The 18171-nt window shown below is 58.8% G+C and carries 15 protein-coding genes; all 15 read right to left on the reverse strand.

Going from position 1 to position 18171, the window contains the following annotated elements; translation table 11 throughout:
• Positions 1-9: 9 nt before the first annotated feature.
• Positions 10-861, reverse strand: coding sequence for a nitrate ABC transporter permease (ntrB, locus tag IB250_RS14165; protein ID WP_123494872.1), 852 nt, complete (start codon positions 859-861; stop codon positions 10-12).
• 15 nt (positions 862-876) lie between these two features.
• Positions 877-2163 (reverse strand): CmpA/NrtA family ABC transporter substrate-binding protein, encoded by a 1287-nt coding sequence (locus IB250_RS14170; protein ID WP_192344540.1) that lies wholly within the window; start codon positions 2161-2163, stop codon positions 877-879.
• A gap of 356 nt (positions 2164-2519) precedes the next feature.
• On the reverse strand, positions 2520-3167 hold the full coding sequence (locus tag IB250_RS14175) for a hypothetical protein (RefSeq protein WP_192344541.1): 648 nt from the start codon (positions 3165-3167) through the stop codon (positions 2520-2522).
• The gene (locus IB250_RS14180) at positions 3164-4354 is read right to left on the reverse strand and encodes a methyl-accepting chemotaxis protein (protein WP_192344542.1); all 1191 of its coding nucleotides are present in this window, start codon (positions 4352-4354) and stop codon (positions 3164-3166) included. Before IB250_RS14180 ends, IB250_RS14175 begins: the two co-directional genes overlap by 4 nt.
• A gap of 349 nt (positions 4355-4703) precedes the next feature.
• On the reverse strand, positions 4704-5009 hold the full coding sequence (locus IB250_RS14185; protein ID WP_192344543.1) for a hypothetical protein: 306 nt from the start codon (positions 5007-5009) through the stop codon (positions 4704-4706).
• Positions 5010-5110: 101 nt separating this feature from the next.
• Positions 5111-6583: a family 16 glycosylhydrolase gene (locus IB250_RS14190; protein ID WP_192344544.1), complete on the reverse strand. Its 1473-nt coding sequence runs from the start codon at positions 6581-6583 to the stop codon at positions 5111-5113.
• Positions 6580-7644, reverse strand: coding sequence for a UDP-glucose 4-epimerase GalE (galE, locus tag IB250_RS14195; RefSeq protein WP_192344545.1), 1065 nt, complete (start codon positions 7642-7644; stop codon positions 6580-6582). The genes IB250_RS14190 and galE overlap by 4 nt, the downstream gene beginning before the upstream one ends.
• An 83-nt stretch (positions 7645-7727) precedes the next feature.
• A complete protein-coding gene (locus IB250_RS14200) occupies positions 7728-9146 on the reverse strand; it encodes an oligosaccharide flippase family protein (RefSeq protein ID WP_192344546.1) in 1419 nt (472 codons plus the stop codon).
• A gap of 13 nt (positions 9147-9159) precedes the next feature.
• Entirely contained in the window at positions 9160-10113 is a 954-nt protein-coding gene (locus IB250_RS14205) for a glycosyltransferase family 2 protein (protein ID WP_192344547.1), read from the reverse strand.
• A gap of 17 nt (positions 10114-10130) precedes the next feature.
• Complete coding sequence (locus IB250_RS14210; RefSeq protein WP_192344548.1) at positions 10131-11444, reverse strand: O-antigen ligase family protein; 1314 nt, start codon at positions 11442-11444, stop codon at positions 10131-10133.
• On the reverse strand, positions 11444-12553 hold the full coding sequence (locus IB250_RS14215) for a glycosyltransferase (protein ID WP_192344549.1): 1110 nt from the start codon (positions 12551-12553) through the stop codon (positions 11444-11446). The genes IB250_RS14210 and IB250_RS14215 overlap by 1 nt, the downstream gene beginning before the upstream one ends.
• Positions 12550-13629: a glycosyltransferase gene (locus IB250_RS14220; protein WP_192344550.1), complete on the reverse strand. Its 1080-nt coding sequence runs from the start codon at positions 13627-13629 to the stop codon at positions 12550-12552. Before IB250_RS14220 ends, IB250_RS14215 begins: the two co-directional genes overlap by 4 nt.
• A 23-nt stretch (positions 13630-13652) precedes the next feature.
• The gene (locus IB250_RS14225) at positions 13653-14360 is read right to left on the reverse strand and encodes a WecB/TagA/CpsF family glycosyltransferase (RefSeq protein WP_192344551.1); all 708 of its coding nucleotides are present in this window, start codon (positions 14358-14360) and stop codon (positions 13653-13655) included.
• A gap of 29 nt (positions 14361-14389) precedes the next feature.
• A complete protein-coding gene (locus IB250_RS14230; RefSeq protein WP_192344552.1) occupies positions 14390-15781 on the reverse strand; it encodes an undecaprenyl-phosphate glucose phosphotransferase in 1392 nt (463 codons plus the stop codon).
• A 142-nt stretch (positions 15782-15923) separates the two neighbouring features.
• Entirely contained in the window at positions 15924-18170 is a 2247-nt protein-coding gene (locus IB250_RS14235; protein WP_192344553.1) for a GumC family protein, read from the reverse strand.
• Position 18171 lies beyond the last annotated feature (1 nt).

The raw sequence follows: 18171 nt of genomic DNA on the forward strand, positions 1-18171 counted from the left end.
GGCGTCGGTTCAGTTGGTGTAGTCGAAGCGTTTGGCGATCCACAACAGGCCCTGCTCAAGCAGCAGACCGACCAGACCGACGATGATGATGGCGATGAGAATGTGCTCGACGTTGAGGTTGTTCCATTCGTCCCATACCCAGAAACCCAGGCCGACACCGCCGGTGAGCATTTCTGCGGCGACGATCACCAGCCACGCCACGCCGATGGACAGGCGAATGCCGGTCATCAGATGCGGCAGCACCGAAGGAAACAGGATGTGGGTGAACACCTTCCATTCGCTGAGCTTGAGCACCCGCGCGACGTTCAAGTAGTCCTGCGGCACGCTGGCGACCCCCGCAGCGGTGTTGAGGATGATCGGCCAGATCGAGCTGATGAAAATCACCCAGATCGATGCCGGGCCGGCGGCCTTGAACACCAGCAGGCCGATCGGCAACCACGCCAGCGGCGAGACTGGACGTAGCAGGCTGATGATCGGCGCGAACATACCGCCTAGGAAGGCGAAGCGGCCAATGGCGAAGCCCAGCGGAATACCGAGCAGGGCGGCGAGGCCGAAGCCGATGCCGACCCGGCCAAGGGAGGCCAGTACGTTCCAGCCAATGCCCATGTCGTTCGGACCGTTGTCGTAGAAGGGGGCGCTGAACAGCTCCAGGGCTGAATACCAAGTAGCGAGCGGGCCGGGCAGGCCCTCACTGCGTGCGGCTATAAACGCCCAGACGGCGAGAAACAGGGCGATACCCAATGCTGGGGCAATGCCATCCCTGGCGCGTTGACGCAACCCGCTCAGGAGGGGAGAGCGACGCTCTGGCTGGGTACTCGCCGTAGTGGTGGGCGGCGCTGGCAACTTGAGGGGTGCGTTCATGGCGGGTTACTCCGGTCAGGCTTTGATGGTGAAGGAGTTGGCATAGGCGGCCGGATTGGAGCCGTCCCAGACCTTGCCGTCGATCAGGGTGCTACTGCGCAGCGGACTGCCCGGTACAGTCAGGCCAAGCTGGCTGGCGGCTTCGCCGTAGAGTTTTGTCTGGTTGATAGACTTGGCCACACCGGCGTAGTCCACATCCTCCTTGAGCAGGCCCCAGCGACGGAACTGAGTGAGGAACCACATACCGTCCGACAGGTAGGGGTAGTTGACGCTGCCATCCTTGCAGAAGGACATCGCATGCTCGTCCGTCCATTGGTTGCCTGCCCCGTCGTCATAGTGGCCGAGGAAGCGTTGTTCGATCACTTCGACGGGCGCATTCACGTAGGCCTTGCCGGCAATCAGTTGGGCGGTGCTTTTTTTGTTCTCTACGCTGGCCTCGATGAACCGGCTGGCGTCGAGCACCGCCATGGTCAGCGCCCGGGCGGTGTTGGGGTATTGCTCGACGAAGGCACGGGTGGTGCCAAGGATTTTCTCCGGGTGATCGGGCCAGAGTTTCTGGGTGGTAACGGCGGTGAAGCCGATGTTGTCGGCAATCGCCCGGGCTCCCCAAGGCTCGCCGACACAGAAGCCGTCCATGTTGCCCACGCGCATGTTGGCGACCATCTGTGGCGGTGGCACCACGATGGTCTTCACATCGGTCAGCGGGTTGATGCCGAGGCTGGCGAGCCAGTAATTGAGCCACATGGCATGGGTGCCGGTGGGGAACGTCTGGGCGAAGGTCAGTGGCGTACCACCTTGCTTGACCTTGGCGGCCAGTTGCTCGCCATTGGTCACGCCCGCTTGCTGCAGCTGTTTGGAGAGGGTGATCGCCTGGCCGTTCTGGTTCAGTCCCATGAGCATGGCCATATCTCTCTGCGGCCCGCCGATGCCCAGTTGCACGCCATAGATCAGGCCGTAGAGCACATGGGCAGCATCCAGTTCGCCGTTGAGCAGTTTGTCGCGCACGCCGGCCCAGGACGCCTCTTTGCTCGGCGTGATAGTAAGACCGTATTTTTCGCCGAAACCCTGGGTTGCCGCCACCACGACTGATGCGCAGTCGGTGAGGGGAATGAAACCGACCTTCAGTGCAGCTTTCTCCGGCGCGTCGCTGCCGGCAGCCCAGACTGCGCTACGCAGAAAGCCTGGCACGACAACATCGAGGGCGGCGATCCCGGCGACAGTACCTGCCGTCACCAGGGATTGCTTCAGAAAGGTGCGCCGGCCGGGGTGTACCGGATGTTGCGAGTCACGCTCATCAGTCATAACCACATCCTTTTTTTAGGGGCAAAAAAAACGGCGTGCGCCAGGCTCCCTCGATAGAGGGACCTGACGGACGCCGTTGTCCGGAAAGTGCAGCACGCCGCCATTGGCGTGCCGCATAAGTCTGTTAGTCAGTAGTAGCAAAGGGCTTGCCAAGTTTATGTCCGAGTTTTTTTATGCAAAAAAAATCAATTGGTACAAAGGCTTGAAGTAGTTTTGTGATGTTTTCTAAAAAGATATCGAAGGGGGCGTAGAGCCGGGGGAGAGCGAAGCACTGATCGCTTTTTGGGCAGCTTGGGTGCGAGGTGAACTAAAACAGCTCTCCTGCGCACCGTTGCGAAGTCGAATGGAGGTAAGCCTTAGCCCAGATCCCGGCGGATGGCGTCGAGGCGCTCGTCGAGCAATGGGGTGAGCAGGGCGTAGCACTGCGCTGGGGAGATGGACACTGTCGTTGTACCGATCAGGCAGCGTTGCAGTCGTTCGAGAGCGTTGTGCAGCGAGCGGGGGGCATGCCTGAGCAAGCGCTCGTGCAGGTACTGCAATTGAACAAGCATTTGCAGTGGGCAATTCTGATGGGCGGCGGCGCGCACCGACAGGCCGCGCAGCCGCCCCAGGTCTTCCAGCTCCCAACAGCGCTCGGCGATGCTCGGGGGCTGCAGATTAAGCGCGCAGCGCCGCAGTTCGAGGTTCTGGATGGCGCCGAGCAGGTCTTGCAGCAACCGGCAATGGCCCTCGAAATCCGCAGGTTCGCGGCGTAATGCGTTCCAGGCCTGGCACTGTGCGCTATACGGCCATTCTTTCCAGCGTTGGTCGAGCGAATGACCCAGTGCCTGGCAACGTTGTTGTGCCTCGCGGGTGGTCTGTCCGCCGAGACCGCGATGCTGCTGCAGACCTTGCAACAGGTCGAGACCCAGCAAAAGCATCTGTCTGAGTCCCGCGTCGTTGTGTGGCAGACGGGTTCGTCGGGATTGCCCACCATCGAGTGCGGCGGCGAATTGTAGGTTCATGGGCGGTTTCCGACGGTGAGCTGGTTGAGATAATGGGTCAGGTCGTGCAGCGCATGGGTCCGCGTACGCTGCTCTTGCACCGTGGCATTGACCTGTTGCAACTGTTCGCTGAGGTCATGATTGGCTTGCTGATGCTCGCTGAGCGCCTGCTGCATGGCGCCGAGGTGTTGCAGATTGATCTGGCTATGTTGAGCCAGGTCGTCGAGGTTGGCGGCGAGTTGCTCGCTCTGTTGGCTACCGGCTGCCAGCAGGCCGCGGTGTTCCTTGACCTCGCCATCCACTTGGCGCACGGCCATGGCGATCGCCGTCGCGGCTGTGGTGATTTCATGGGTAGCCCGGTCCGTGGCTTGGGCCAGGCTGCGGACCTCATCGGCGACCACGGCGAAACCGCGACCGTGCTCGCCGGCACGGGCCGCTTCGATGGAGGCATTGAGTGCCAACAACTGGGTCTGTTTGGCCAGTGCCTGAATGCTATTGACGGTGCTTTCTACTGCGCTAGTGCGCTGCAGCAATGCTTCCACGGCGTGTGCGGTATTGCCCAGGCTATGCTGAATGGCGCGCATGCTGTCACCCACTGAGCGCGCCTCCAGACAACCGGTTTCGCTCATGGTATGGGCGTTGGCGAAGGCTGCCAGCGCGCCCTGGGCCAAGGCATCAATGCTGTGTAAGGTCTGATCGATTTGCTCGCTGGCGGCGGCGATCATGGCGATTCGTTGGCTCTGTTCCTCACCTTGGTCGCGGGCCTGTTGAGACATTTGCTCCAGCGCATGACTGGCGAACTGTACTTCGCTGCGCAAGCGTTCGTTGTTGCGCAGTTGCATGCTGGCGGCCACCAGTAGCGTCGCTGGGTCGGCATCCCGGGAGCTGCGCAGCAGTTGTGCAAGTTCAGTGTCCCAGAATATCTGTAGATGGCGTTGATGACGCTCACGAAGATGCCACGCGCACCCCAGATAGAGGACGCCAGGTATCAGGGCTAGTGCGCTTGCTGGCTGTTCGGCCAGTGCGAGACCGCAGGCGCCGAGGGCCAGCCCGAGTGGTAACCAGAGGCCGATCCTGCTGCGTTCGAGCAGGGCCATGCCAGGGTCGAACAATGACCGCAGTGCAATGCCAGCAGGGCGTAACTTGCCAACACCGCTGTGTGCAGGCGCGATGGCGTGACCCTGGGGGAGCATTCCTTGAGCAGGCATGAGGATTTCCTTTTATGCCGGGGTGAAAGCAAAAACGGCGCACGCCCACCTGTCGCAATGCGCAGGGGAGCGGACGCCGTTGTCCGTGATGTTTGCGAAGCCATCGTCGTTGATGGCTCAAGCCTGATCAGACCTAAGCAAGTTGTTTGCCAGCCGTGCCATCGACAACTTGTCAGCCTGTCGCTCGCGCAGTGGGAGGGGGTCCATTCGATGGCTATAGGGCTGCGAAGGCAGAAAAGGTGATCAACGCACCAGTCGCGGGAATTTCCGAGCCGCAGTGCTCTGTTCTGGTTCGCGCAGGGCGTTACAGCATGTTGGCCAGAACGGTCGATCCGGCATCCCTGACAGATCAGATTTCGTCGTCATCCCTCAGCTGAAACTGTGGCTCATGTATTGAGTTCTGCGCAGAGAAGAGATGGACAGGGTATTCAGCCATGATTAATCGCAAGTGCTCGATAGCTTCCAGGTATTTAAGATCGGCCTGCCGTCTTTTCCTCTGATACTGGGTGAACTTTTCCGCGTCCATGTGGGGCTGATCGAGAAGATCAAGGGCGGCGTGGCTCAAGTGATAGGCGTCGCTGAACAGTTGTTTGTTACGTTCAAGCGCCAGATTCAGGCAGGCAATCGCTTGATCGGAAGTCATCGTACCGTTCATTGCTGCGACCTCTTTTATAGGTGTGTCCCTGGATTTGGGTTAATGCCTGGCTCCTGTGAAAAGCGCTTGGGGCCTTTCAAGAAAACCTGGCCGAGTTGCGACTATCTACCGCGACGCCACACCTTGAGGTAGTCCACGCTGAAGGTGGAGGGCAGGTCGGCATCGTCGACAACACCGAACCAATTCCACATGGCCTCGCTGTCAAAGTTGATCTGCATCGGGAAAAACCAGTGGGTGTTCTTTGCCTCGCGTACAAGGACGCCATCGACGTACCAGCGCAACGTATCGGGCTGCCAGTCAAAACCGTAGACATGGAAGTCGCTGGCGAGCCGCCAAGGGCTGATCCAGTTGCTGCCATCGCTCAAATGCTCGGTGCTGTGCGGCGTGGCCCAAACGTGGGCGTTCATGTTGTACATGCGGTCGAAAGAGGCGTTTTTGGTTTTGCCACCGATTTCGAAGATGTCGATTTCCGTGGCATTGTCGGCAAGCCCCGTCCACGCGAGCCAGAAGGCGCTGGAGCCGGCCGAGTCCATCGGTTTGGCGCGGGCTTCGTAGTAGCCGTAAAAACTGCGCTCAATCGTGCGCACCATAGCCGAGCTATAACCTTCAAAGCCGAGTCGTACGTACTTTTGCGGCAAGGTTTGCTTGCGGAAAACGATGTTCAGATGGCCATCGCTCAGGTAAGCGTTGTCCGGCATGAACAGCGCCGGTTTGCGCCCGAGCGAGTCGGTGCCCGTGGCGTTGTTGACGTGCCAGCGGCTGGGGTCAAGGATCGCACCATCGAAATCGTCGGACAATTGTGTGTCCAGCCTCCATTGTCCGGCATTGCCCTGATCGGACAGCGGCAATCCGGTGTGGGTCCGTTCCGGTATCGTTCCCAGCGGGCCGACGCGGGTCCAGGAATTGGCAGCCTTGGGAAGGTCGACGGACCACTTGTTCGCCAGGTACTGAAATACGCGCTGCCGTTCCTCCAGGGATGCCAGGTGCCGGTCGTACATCAGTATTTCGGCGATGTCGCCGCGCAAATGTTCGACGCTGCCGACTACGTTGCGCCCCACCGCATACGGGCCGATGGGCACGTCGTTGAGTTCCAGGACGAAGAGGGTCGGATCGTAGGCGGTGCGCTGTTGCACGCTGATCGCGAAGTTCGGTGGCACGTTGTCGTTATCGGCGATTATCGGGCGCGAACTGAATAGTCGCTGCCAGGTCTCGCCGCCGCTTTGCTCGTTTAGTCTGCGTGACACGATCAATAGGGTAACAGGGCCTTTTGCCGTACGAATGGCCTTGCCAAGGAAGGCTGAAGTACCACTCAAGCGCACCACCGGATGGCCATTCATGGCGTTCTCCACACGCTGCGGGAGCGCGGCGTCTGCGCCATTGTCTACGGTAACGTCATTGGCTTCGCCGGACTTGTCGTGCCACCGCAGGAGGTGGTTCTGGGCATCGAGGGTCATTGTCGACGCGTCGGCGGCGTCGAGCCACAGCACCAGGCCGTTGGCCAGCGGCGGGGGAGTGCCACCCGACGCGTTGCAAACGATCGACAGCAGGGTCGCCAAAAGAATGAACCTGCTCATATCCATTGCTTTAACGCAGTCGATGCCGCCAATCCGGGTTGGGAGTGGTACCCATGCGGATTACACAATTGCCATCGCCAGGTGTCGATGATCATTTGCATCAGGTCGCGCTGTGCATACCAGCCTAGATCTCGCCCGGCCTTGGTGGGGTCGGCCCAGCATTCGGCGATATCGCCATCGCGGCGCGGTGCGAACCGGAAGGGGATGGTAATACCGGTAATGTTCTCGAAGCTGTGGATGATCTGCAGCACGCTATGGCCAATGCCTGTTCCCAGGTTCCAGACGTGGATGCCGTTTGTGTTCTGCAACGCCCGCAACGCTTTGAGATGGCCATCGGCAACGTCGAGCACATGGACGTAATCGCGCACGCACGTTCCGTCGACAGTGGGGTAGTCGCTGCCGTACACCATGAGTTCGGGCACTTGCCTCATCGCGACCCGTGTCAGGCAAGGCAGCAGGTTGTTGGGTCTGCCATTGGGGTTTTCTCCGATCAGCCCGCTTGCGTGAGCACCAATCGGGTTGAAGTAGCGCAACACCGCAATGCTCCATTGCGGATCGGACAGGCACAGGTCGGTGAGCAACTCTTCGATCAGCAGCTTGGTGCGGCCGTAGGGATTGATCGGTTTGCCGGCGCCCATGTCTTCGATGAGCGGTATCTGTCGGGGGGCGCCATACACGGTGGCCGACGAGCTGAACACCAGTTTGAAGACCTCAGACCGGGCCATCGCATGGCAGAGGTTGAGCGTGCCAACCACGTTGTTGGCGTAATAATCCAGCGGCTTGCGAACGCTTTCCTCGACGGATTTGAGGCCGGCAAAATGCACCACGGCATCGATGTCGTAGCGGCTGAAAATATCGTCGAGCAGCTGACTATCGCGAATATCACCTTCAATGAAATCGACTCGCTTGCGAGTCAGATACTCCAGGCGCGTGAGCGATTCGCGGCAGCTGTTACACAGGTTATCGAGGACCAGCACCTGTCGACCGGCGTCAATCAGGGTCAGGGTGGTATGGGAGCCGATGTATCCGGCCCCGCCGGTAATCAACGTGGTTTTGTGCATGATGAGGCGTTCCTGTCACAAGGAAATTGCACGAGTCAGGAGAATGGGGTCCGGGAAGGGAAAAGGTTGTCGGGTGCGTCCTCTCAGCGGATGGTGAAAACCGATTTGAATTCTTGCGGCCAGCGCGGATGCATCACGCTATACGCCACGGCATAACTCAGCGCGCCAACCACGATGCTGCAGATCAGGTGCAAGTAGCCCTGAACACCCAGGCGGGGAGAAACCATCAGGACGATCGCTGCCATGACGAACGAAGCAATCACGCTGCGATAGTTGGTTTCGAAAAATCGCCGCCAGCCATAGCCGATTGCACTGTTCAACCCGCGGATTTGCAGTGGCGTGATGATCGCCATCCGGACCAGCAGGGCGAGGGCGGCGGCCAAGCCGCCATAGAGGCTGCCGAAGCCATAGACCAGCGCCAGTGCCAATACGGTGGTTGCCACTTCGGCCTTGATGGTCAGGTGGCTGCAATTGACTGCGACCAGTGCGGTCGTGGCGTACATGGCGGTATTACCGATGGCTGCCGTGCACGCAAGCACTTGCAGCAGCACAATGGCCTCGGTCCATTTGGCGCCGAAGATCAACAGGATCAGGTCGTGCGCCGTGAGTGCGATGCCGATGAACAGGGGCGTCAGCAGGAAACAGCTGACGGCGGTCGAGTCGCTGATGATCGCGCGCAACCGCGATGGATCGGCGCTGCGTCGGGCAAACACCGGCAGCGCATAGCTGATCAGGCCGTGATAGATCGCCGTGCGCGGCAGATCGATGATGCGCATCGCCATGTTGAACATGCCAACCGCGTTGGTGCCGGCCGTCATGCCCAGGATGACGGTGACCCCGCGCTGTAGCGTTTGCGAACTCAGCGCGTTGACGGCAACCGGTGCGCCGGCCCTCAACAGTTCGCGCAAGAGCGGGCCGTCAATGTAAAAGGCAATGCGGCGCGGGTCTGCGCGCATCAATACGATAATGGACACGAACTCCATGATCAGTGCCTGAGCAATGACCGCCCAGGCGCCCAACCCCCAGAGGGCGACAGCGATGCCGCCCACGCCACCACACACCTTGCCCAGCAGCGTGCGCGACGCCAGCATCCTGAAGTTGCCGCTACGGCGCATTTGCGCCACATAGACCCGCGCCATCATGGTGAACAGGATTTTTACCGAGGCCACCGCCGTCATCCATTGCAGCATCGGGTGAGGCGTGTACAGCATCGCCGCACCCGAGATGACGACGATGGACGCCAGGCTGACGAGTACCGACGCCCAGAAGGCTGTGGCGATGTGTTTGTCTTCCAGCCGCTCGAGTCGTACCAGCGGGTCTTCCAGAACCGAGGAATACATCATGCCGATCAACTCGACGATGGCAATGATGACCGTGCCCACACCCAACTCTGTGGGCGACAGCAGCCTGGCATACGCGACAAAGGTAATCATCGACAGGAAAACCAGGCCGAATTTCTCGGTGAAAATCCAGATCAATTTAACCAGACGATGATTGGCCATGGCGGATACCGGCTCAATGAGCGGTGGTTGACGCAACTGCCTTGCGCAATGACTGGACGCATGCATAGAGCAAGCGCAATGTCGGTTTGCCGTTCCTGAAGATCAGCGTTTGCCAGGAGTACTCCAGCATTCGCCGGTACACATCGATCACCTGGGCATGCTCGCCTCTGCGGGAAAACAGTTCGAGAAAGTCGGAGTGGCTGCCCAGAGCGAAATCGATCCGTTGCTGCTTGCTCAGCTGCGGGCCAAAGTGGGCGAGGAACGCTTCGATGAACCTGATCTTGTACGGGTAGTACCTTGTCGGTTGCGCGGTCATGTTGCCGCTGTTGACCATGCGCTGCATCAGCACCTCTGGCACGGTGTGAACCTCCCAGTGTTCGGCGATCCGGGTCCACATGAAGCGGTCTTCGGAGTAACGCAGGCTGGGATTGAAGCCGCCGAGTTGCATGATCACATCACGTCTGGCCATCGCGGAGGACACGCCATTGAGGACGTTGGCGCGAATGAAATCATCGAAATGCCTACCGTTTTTTTGCCGGTTTTCCAGTATTCGCGTACCGTCGCTGTAGTCGTTGTTCACGTAGCAATCTATCAGGGCCACCGGCCGTCCCTGACGACTCAGTTCCTCAAACAGTGCCAGTTGTCGCTCCAGCTTTTGCGGATACCATCTGTCATCGGCATCGAGAAACGCCACATAAGTCTCTTCAGTGTGCTGCAGTCCGTGGTTGCGGGCACTGGCCTGACCTTCGTTGGCTTGATGCAACAGCGTCAGGCGAAACGGCGCCGCGAAGTCCTTGACGCGTTGTGGTCCATCATCGGTGGAACCATCGTCGATGACGATGACGTGATCGGGCAGTCGGGTTTGCCCGGCCACGGACGCCAGTGTTTGCTCGATGCTGTCGGCGCCGTTGTACATCGCGATCACGACGCATACTGAATGGGGTGAAGGGGGGGCTTGGTCTGGCATGGTTATTTCTCCTTTTGTTACGCATTGGCTGAGTCGCGTGGTAATGCCTTGCCAGGCGGACGCTGACCCAGGGTTGGCCGTGACAACTCGGGGTATGTCGCGTGGTGATGCCGCAAGGACAGGGCGAGGACGCAGAACACCAGAAACTCTGCGCAGCGGTAGTTGGGAACGACATACGCCACATAGTTGGTGAGCATGAACGCTGCGATGATGACCATTGCGCTGGCGTGAAACCGCGCCGACTGATCCGCTACCACGGCCCGGTAGTGTTTGATCAACGCCTCGATCAGCATCAGGATCAGCGCTGTCAGCTGGATGACACCGCCGTTGAGCAAGGTTTCTATATAGCCGCTGTGAGCATTGCCGATGTAACCCCAGCGGTTGATGAATGCCTCGGCGCCCGGGCTGGACCAGAAAGCGCCGAAGCCGTAACCCTTGAGGAATTCGGCGTCGATCAGCGGTGTGAGCAAATCCCAGATCAGCGTGCGGTCGGTGAGTGATGCGTCACGCCCCATCAACTCCAGCAGCAGGGTGTAATTGCCGTATAGAAACAGGCAGATCAGCACATAGATGAATGTGGTAGCGAGGAATGCTGTCAGTGAGCGGTTGATGTGCAAGCGAATCAGCGTGAGGAAGTACCAATAGCTCACGGTGCCGGCAATGATCAGTGCGATTGCCGTGGCAGATTGGGCCAGCGCAATCGCGATCAGCGAGAATAATGAGAAGACGATGGCCCAGGGATTGCGCTGACGGATCATCGGCAGCAGTAACAGAATGGCGATCGCGTTTATCCGGGCAGCGGCATTTTTCTCCGGGAAAATGCCCTTGAACGCACCGTCACGAATGCCGCCATCAATGAAGACGATGTCGGGCTTTACCAGCGCGAATATCAAACCGAACAGCGCTATTGCGCCGATGGTGCAGCCGAGCATGAAAGCGATTTTCTCGAGGCTGTAGTTGTAGGCAATGAAACCGGCAAAGAACACCACGCTGATCAGCGCCACAAACCGTTTGAAACTCAACATCGGGTCGTAGGACCAACTGATCGATACGGCCAGGCTAAGCATGAATATCAGCAGGAAGGTGTTGTTCCTGTAAAAGCTTTTGCTGATGAAGACCTTGTTGCGGATGAAGAAGAACAGCGGAACCAGCAGGGTGATCAGACCGCAGATCTGGTTGACCACGTTGCCTTCGAGGTCTTTTTCGGCGGCACCCAGATTCGACGTATCGGCCAACCCGAAAAAAAATCCGATGACCTGGGTATAGAACAGCACGCCGAACAATGTGAAAGCGTCGCGCAGGGTGGTGTACCTGACTTCCAGTTTGTTCATCACGATTGATTCCCTAGCAAGGCATCGAGATAGGTCTTCGCCGCGCAGGCACTCGCAAAACGGGCAGCGGCATCGATGCGTGCCTGACGGTTTGCATCACGAGACAACGTCAGTTCCACGGTGATCGCCTGTGCCAGTGCGTCAGGGTCGTCGACCGCCACCAGCGGGGCGATCGCGCCATTGTCGAGAATCTCTTGCGGGCCATAGGGGCAGTGGGTCGATACCACTGGGGTGCCCGTGGACAGGGCCTCGACCAGCGCGTTGGGACTGCCCTCGAAACGCGACGACAGCACAAAGCAATCGGCCGCTGCCACCTCGGCCAATGGATCGTTGGTATAGCCCGGCAGATCGAAGCGGTCGGCCACGCCCAGGGCAATGGCCTGCTCGAGCAACTCGGCTCTGAGCGCGCCTTCGCCGAAAATGATCAATCGAACACTGGGATCGGCTAATCGGGCAAAGGCATCGAGTAATACGTCAAAGCCTTTTTGCTGTGCCAAGCGACCTACAGCGACAATCACCGGGGCGGTTTTTTTCGACAGCCAGCGGTGGTTTGGACGTCCCGGCGTCTTGTCGCGAAAATCGTTGTCGAGCACCGGGTTGTCAGCGATGGTGACATCCTGCGGGCGCGTGATGGTGGTGTCGACCAGGTCCTGAGCAACACCGCGCGAGACGCAGATCACCGGATTGGGAATGAGCCGATACAGCAGTGGTGCCAACAGATAGGCGATACGCACCATCAGCGCGGGATTGACGTGCCTGTCATGGGAAAACGCGTTGCGTTCGCTGACATGCAGGCGCGCCAGCGTACCTGACAGCGCAGCCGCGGCGATGGCTACGACATTGACATGGGTAAGGGCGGCCAGTTGTGCGTCAAAGCGATTGTGGCGAAGAAAGCGTGCCAGCGCCGGCACTGCTCTGGAGCTGCGCGCACTGTGCAACTGCACCTGTTTGACCCGAGGGTCGAGGCACACCGAGTTCACACCCGTGCCGGTGAGCATCAACAAGGTCACGTCATTGCCTGCATCAGTCAGCGCGCCGGCGAGCCGCGCCATCATTTTTTCGGCGCCGCCGCCACTCAAGTCCTGCAGAATAATCAGCAGCCTTTTCATTGATTCCAAACCTGGTAATACGCTTGCGCGGCATGTTGACTGGTGTACTGTCGGACGGCTTCAGCGGCCACTTCCCGGCTTGGCGTCGCCTGGCTGTGCAAGATCAGGCTGCGCAGCATCCCTTCGGCCAGCGCCGGTACATCATTGACCTTGACCAGGTCGCCAAGGCGGCCGTTATCAAGCAGTTCCCGGGGCCCGGTTTCACAGTCGCAGGCCAACACAGGGGTGCCCAGCGCCAGGGCTTCGATCAGCACGGTTGGCAAGCCCTCATGAAACGAACTCAGGATCAGCAGTCTCGCCTGTCTGATAAAAGGGTAGGGATTGCTCAGGAAACCGGTGAAATGCACACGGTCCTGGATGCCCAGGCGGCTGGCCTGTGAGGTCAGCGCGGCGAGTTGCGGGCCATCGCCGATGATCACCAAATCCGGCAGCGCAGCGCTGCGCAAGGCCATGGCATAGGCATCGAGCAGCAGGTGGAAACCTTTCGGTTCTATCAGCCGTCCCACTGCCAGCCAGAACTGCGCCGGCAAACCGGTGGACATGGGCGTCTGTGCGGCACTGAGCAGTTGTTCGGTGACCACAGCATTGGGGCAATAACGAATGCGTTCGCGACCCCAGGGCACCAGGTCAGAGAGGGACTGGCGCAAGCCGTTGGAAACCGTCACTACCTGGCCGTTGCCGCAGAGGTACAACGCATAGAGCAGGCGCAGGGTGGCGGGGCTGATTTTTTGTTCACCGCAATCCAGTGCTGCATGACGGCTATAGATGACCTTGCAGGGGCTACCCAAGGTGGCAAACCAGGTGCAGAGGTTGGCTTGTTCTTTGGCGGCAATGAGGTGAGTCACTTGTTCGCGACGAATGATCCGGCGCAGCAATACGATGGACTTGAACAGGCCGACAATTCCATTGCCGCCGCCATTGAGCGTGGCCGTTCCTTCATCGTCTGGCGTGTCGCCATTCATGACGAAATAACTGACACGCTGACCATCTTTCAGAAACTGTCTGGCCAGGCGCTGCTGGACACGCTCGAGGCCACCATCGGGCTTGAAGTCCTTGAGGGTGAACAGGATATGCATGGTCGTGGCTCGGTACTGGATGTTCAGGGATAAGTGATATTGATGGTCACTTTTCGCCGGATGATCATCACCAACAGATGAACAAAATTGGTCGGGTAATCGATCAGGTAGCGTTTGATGGTGTGCGGTTCGCGGTACATCCGATAGAACGCGCGCAGATGCAGGCGGTTGATCAGTTCAGGGTAATAATCATGCGTTGCCGTGGCCTCTTGGCGAATGAAACCGCCACAGGTGAATGCCACACCGTTGAAGCCGGCACGCAGGGCATCCTGCTCGAACTGTTCCTGAAGCCCGGCGCCCAGGCCTACGATCAGGATGTTCGCTTCGCTGCGGCAGATGTCTGCCAGGATGCACGCAGCCTGCGCTGCATCGAAATAGCCATTGTGATGACCGGCAATAATCAGCGTGGGATAGCGAGCCCTGATCTTATCGAGGAACAGGTCCAGTTCGGCTTGCCGGGCACCGACAAAATAGAGGCGCTTGCCGTGTTTCTCGGCATAACTGAACACAGAATCGGCGATGGACGTGAAGTCGAAGCTGACCCGGCCGATCGTGCGCCCGGTGATGCGCGACATGAAAGTCGACATCAGCATGCCGTCGCAAAAATAGGCGATGGAAGTCGGGGGGCGGTCGAGCAGACCGCCGACGGACGCAAAATTGATGAAGGAAAATGCCTTGTTGGCGTCCAGCAGATTGGGGGCGTAATGCCCGATTAATTCCAGGTCGATCATTGGCTGAGCCTCAGGGTCAACCGACCCTATTAATAGATGTCTTTTGAGAACAACGTAAAAGGCGTCTTGACTAGAATCTTGATGTCCAGCCACAGCGACCATTGGTTGATGTAGTTGAGGTCCTGGGCGACGCGCTGCTGCATTTTTTCCAGCGTCTGGGTTTCACCTCTATGCCCGGTGATCTGGGCCAGACCGGTGATGCCCGGCTTGAGGCGATGACGGGCCATGTAGGCGCGAACTTTGCCGGTGTAATAAATGTTGTGCGTGACGGCGTGCGGTCGCGGGCCGACCAGGGCCATTTCGCCGAAGAGAACGTTGAACAGTTGTGGTAGTTCATCGATGGAACTACGGCGCAAAAAACGCCCAAGCGCAGTGATGCGCTCATCATCGCGGGTAGCCTGACGCACTTCGTTGTCGTCGTGCACACGCATCGTCCGGAACTTCCAGACCTTGATCACCTCAGCGTTGCAGCCGTATCGATTTTGTTTGAACAGCACCGGGCCGGGCGAAGACAGCTTCACGGCGGCCGCCACGATCAGCAGCAAGGGGCTGAGCACGATAATGGACACGGCGGCCAGGCTACGTTCGAACAGTTCTTTGCAGAGCAGGCTGCCGGGGTGCGAACTGATCAGGCTTTCATTGAGGTAGATGGCGGGCATTCGCTCTATTTCCGAGATCGAATGATTGAGCAGCACCATGCTGCCGAAATCCGGGATCCAGACCACGTCGACATTCACGTCCAGAAGATCGATGTACAGCGCCTCGATGATGGCGGCTTGTGCCATCGGCAAAACGATATAGACGCGGCGTACGTGCAGGCGGGTGATGATTTCGCGAACCTCGTCGATACGCCCCAGCAGCGGCAGAATGCTCGGGGCCGGGCCGGTATGGTCGGCGGTTGCGATAAAACCCAGCAGCGGTACGCGATTGCGCCTGGACAGTTTTCTCGCCAGCGTATGTGCGGTCGGACAGGTCCCGATGATCACCGCGCGGCGCTCGTTGCAGAGCTTGTGTGAATGCAGGCGGGCCAGGTAATGCAGGGGCAAAAAGCTCGCCGCCTGGATCAGGTAACCCAATACGGCCCAGACGATGATCACCTGACGGGAGAAAATCACGCTGGTCTGGGTGAGGAAGGCAATGCTGATCAGCACGGCCAGCAAGATCATCCAGGCCGCCAGCAACCGTGCGAGCCCTGACAACCATTCATGACGCTTGTGATAAACCTGCATGACGCTGTAGATCGGCACCGAACCGAGCACAGTGAGAATCATCAGCACACGGTATTCACTGGTCAGGCTGCCAACGCGCCAATACACCAGCAACATCAGCAGCAGGTTGACCAGAGTGAGCGCGCACAGCCATTGGCCCCAGAACGTCAGACCTCGGCGTCGCGTCATTTGAGCGGTGTAGAGCGATGTCATCGGCGTAACCTCCGGGCATGGGTTGGACATCGGCGCCAAAAATTGCACGCCCTCGTTCCCGCACGCTGGTATAGCTCGACTGGGATGAAGCAGTTTTTAGTAGATGTTTGAAGGGGACTACGGGTGAGACAGACGCAAGGTGCTACCTGGACAGGTAGTCATAGTTCTGGAACGTATCGGAATGGCTGTAGCCTTGTTTTCGGGCCTTGCTCAGGTCAACCTGGTTAAGCACCACACCGAACACCGGTGCATGGCTCTGCTGCAGGTTCGCAAGGCACTTTTGTACTTCGCTGACAGGCGTGCTTTCGGCCTTGATTACGTAGATCACCGCGTCCGAATGCTTGGCCAGCAACAGTGCATCGCTGACCATTTGTGCCGGCGGGGAATCGATGATGATGCGTTGATACCGCGACTTCAGCGCCTCAAGCATGGGGGCCAGGCGCGTCGAACCCAGCAGATCCAGCGGTGGCGGCGACAGTTTTCCAGCCGGTAGCATGTCGAGGTTGCCGACAGAACGGATACAGTCCTCCAGGCGCGCAGTGCCCGCCAGGACGTTGGCCAATCCCGGGCTGTCTGCCGGGAAATCGAAGTTGAGCGAAAGGCTGGGTCTGCGCATATCGGCATCGATCAACAGGACCCGTTCCAGCTTGGCAAGGGAGTAGGCCAGGTTATTGGCGATGGTGCTTTTGCCTTCTTCGGCCATGGTCGAGGCAACAAGTACCACCTGTGACGGCATGTCGCCGCCGTGCAACATCAACCAGGTGCGCAGGTTGCGAATGGTCTCGCAAAAACGAGGATGGTCGTTGTCGTCGAACAGTCGCGCGAGTTGCCGGCGGCTTTTCCTCGTGACCAGCGGCACTACGCTGAGCAAGGGAACGTCAAGCGTACTTTCAATGGCTTCGTCACTCTTGAAGGTTTTGTTCAGGGTTTCGGACAGCAATGCCAGCGCTACCCCGATCAACGCAGCCACGACAGCGACAATCGCCAGAATCAGTTTTTTACGCGGCTTGCTGGGTTCCAGAGGAACAATTGCAGGGTCGACGATGCGTGCCTTGGTGGAGTCCATGTCTGAGGTGGCCGCGGTTTCTTTCAAACGGGTGATAAAGGTCTCATACAGCGCGCGGCTGCTGTCGACTTCACGCTGGAACTCACGCAGTTGAAACTCCTTGCGCGAAATATCCTGTAGCTGCGCCTTGTTGCTGTTGAAGGATTTGCGCAGTGAGTTTTCATTGGCTTGTGATAGCTGATATTCACGCTCGATACCGGCAACCACCTGCTGAACCTGCAAGCGCAAACTGTCGGTAGCCGTCCGCAACTCGGCACGGGCGCCAGCAAGGGTCGGATGTTTTGGACCATAGCGCCCGGACAGCTCCTCGACCTTGGCTTGGGCCTTGGCCTGTTGCGCCTGGAATTTCTGCACCAAAGGGTTACTCAAGACAGCCGGAACACTGGAAAGCTTGCTCAGGTCACCATTGCTCAGGGCCTGTACCTGGCGGAACTGGCTCTCGGCCTCTGCCAGATTACGACGGGCATCGATCATGCGGTTGCCGGTCATTTCCAGTTCATTGGCGCTAATGGTGGCGACACCACCGACGTCGACCAGGCCTTGTGCTTCCCGGTAACCCTGAAGTTTGTCTTCGGCCCTGCGCAGGTTATTGCGCAACTCGATCAGGCGTGAGTTCATCCAGCTGGTGTTGGTCAGCGAGGACTTCAGGCTGTTATCGAGCTGGCTATCGATGAAGCCTTGAGCAATTGCATTGGCAGTAGCGGCTGCCAAACCAGGGTCGGGCTGCTCCACCTCTATTTTGATCAACTGGCTCTTGCCGACGAACTTGACGGTGGTGTGCCGCATGAGGTTCTGCGTGACTTCATTGAAGATCTCGGCTTCGGAGGGCATCACCTGCACGGGGGTCAAACGGCCCAGTACTGGCAGCCATTGACCAAGCTCAAGCGTTGCCAACCATTTGCGCGGCGCAAACCATGACTGCGGTTGCTGGCGTGGATCAGTCACCGGGTGCGTGGTCAGGTTGAGCTTTCTGACTGCGCGTTCAGCGAGATCGCGCGATTGCAGGAGCGCCAATTGTGTCTGCAAATAATCGACGGTACCGGCACTCGAATCCGTGACTTGCTGGAAGGCCAACAGCGGTGGCGTTTTCTCTTTGATCAGCAACGTGGTGCTGCCGATGTACTGCGAGGGAATGAACGACAGCGTAACCATCGCCAACACACAGCCAAACAGGACCCACCAGCAGATTTTCCAATGGGCGCGCCAGATCACCCTCCAGTATTTGAGCAGGTCAATGGTGTCCTTTTCCTCGCTGTACTGCTGATGTTGCGGCACATGCGGCTGGAGTGGACGTTCGACATAGAGGCTAGGGCTGTTGTCCATG

The sequence above is a fragment of the Pseudomonas sp. PDM09 genome, from assembly GCF_014852305.1.
In the GTDB taxonomy this organism is placed as follows: domain Bacteria; phylum Pseudomonadota; class Gammaproteobacteria; order Pseudomonadales; family Pseudomonadaceae; genus Aquipseudomonas.

Coding starts and splice junctions, on each gene's coding strand:
- IB250_RS14175 (WP_192344541.1), bottom strand. CDS start 3,167: ATGAACCTACAATTCGCCGCCGCACTCGATGGTGGGCAATCCCGACGA.
- IB250_RS14210 (WP_192344548.1), bottom strand. CDS start 11,444: ATGAACAAACTGGAAGTCAGGTACACCACCCTGCGCGACGCTTTCACA.
- IB250_RS14235 (WP_192344553.1), bottom strand. CDS start 18,170: ATGGACAACAGCCCTAGCCTCTATGTCGAACGTCCACTCCAGCCGCAT.
- IB250_RS14215 (WP_192344549.1), bottom strand. CDS start 12,553: ATGAAAAGGCTGCTGATTATTCTGCAGGACTTGAGTGGCGGCGGCGCC.
- ntrB (WP_123494872.1), bottom strand. CDS start 861: ATGAACGCACCCCTCAAGTTGCCAGCGCCGCCCACCACTACGGCGAGT.
- IB250_RS14225 (WP_192344551.1), bottom strand. CDS start 14,360: ATGATCGACCTGGAATTAATCGGGCATTACGCCCCCAATCTGCTGGAC.
- IB250_RS14220 (WP_192344550.1), bottom strand. CDS start 13,629: ATGCATATCCTGTTCACCCTCAAGGACTTCAAGCCCGATGGTGGCCTC.
- IB250_RS14185 (WP_192344543.1), bottom strand. CDS start 5,009: ATGAACGGTACGATGACTTCCGATCAAGCGATTGCCTGCCTGAATCTG.
- galE (WP_192344545.1), bottom strand. CDS start 7,644: ATGCACAAAACCACGTTGATTACCGGCGGGGCCGGATACATCGGCTCC.
- IB250_RS14205 (WP_192344547.1), bottom strand. CDS start 10,113: ATGCCAGACCAAGCCCCCCCTTCACCCCATTCAGTATGCGTCGTGATC.
- IB250_RS14170 (WP_192344540.1), bottom strand. CDS start 2,163: ATGACTGATGAGCGTGACTCGCAACATCCGGTACACCCCGGCCGGCGC.
- IB250_RS14180 (WP_192344542.1), bottom strand. CDS start 4,354: ATGCCTGCTCAAGGAATGCTCCCCCAGGGTCACGCCATCGCGCCTGCA.
- IB250_RS14190 (WP_192344544.1), bottom strand. CDS start 6,583: ATGAGCAGGTTCATTCTTTTGGCGACCCTGCTGTCGATCGTTTGCAAC.
- IB250_RS14230 (WP_192344552.1), bottom strand. CDS start 15,781: ATGACATCGCTCTACACCGCTCAAATGACGCGACGCCGAGGTCTGACG.
- IB250_RS14200 (WP_192344546.1), bottom strand. CDS start 9,146: ATGGCCAATCATCGTCTGGTTAAATTGATCTGGATTTTCACCGAGAAA.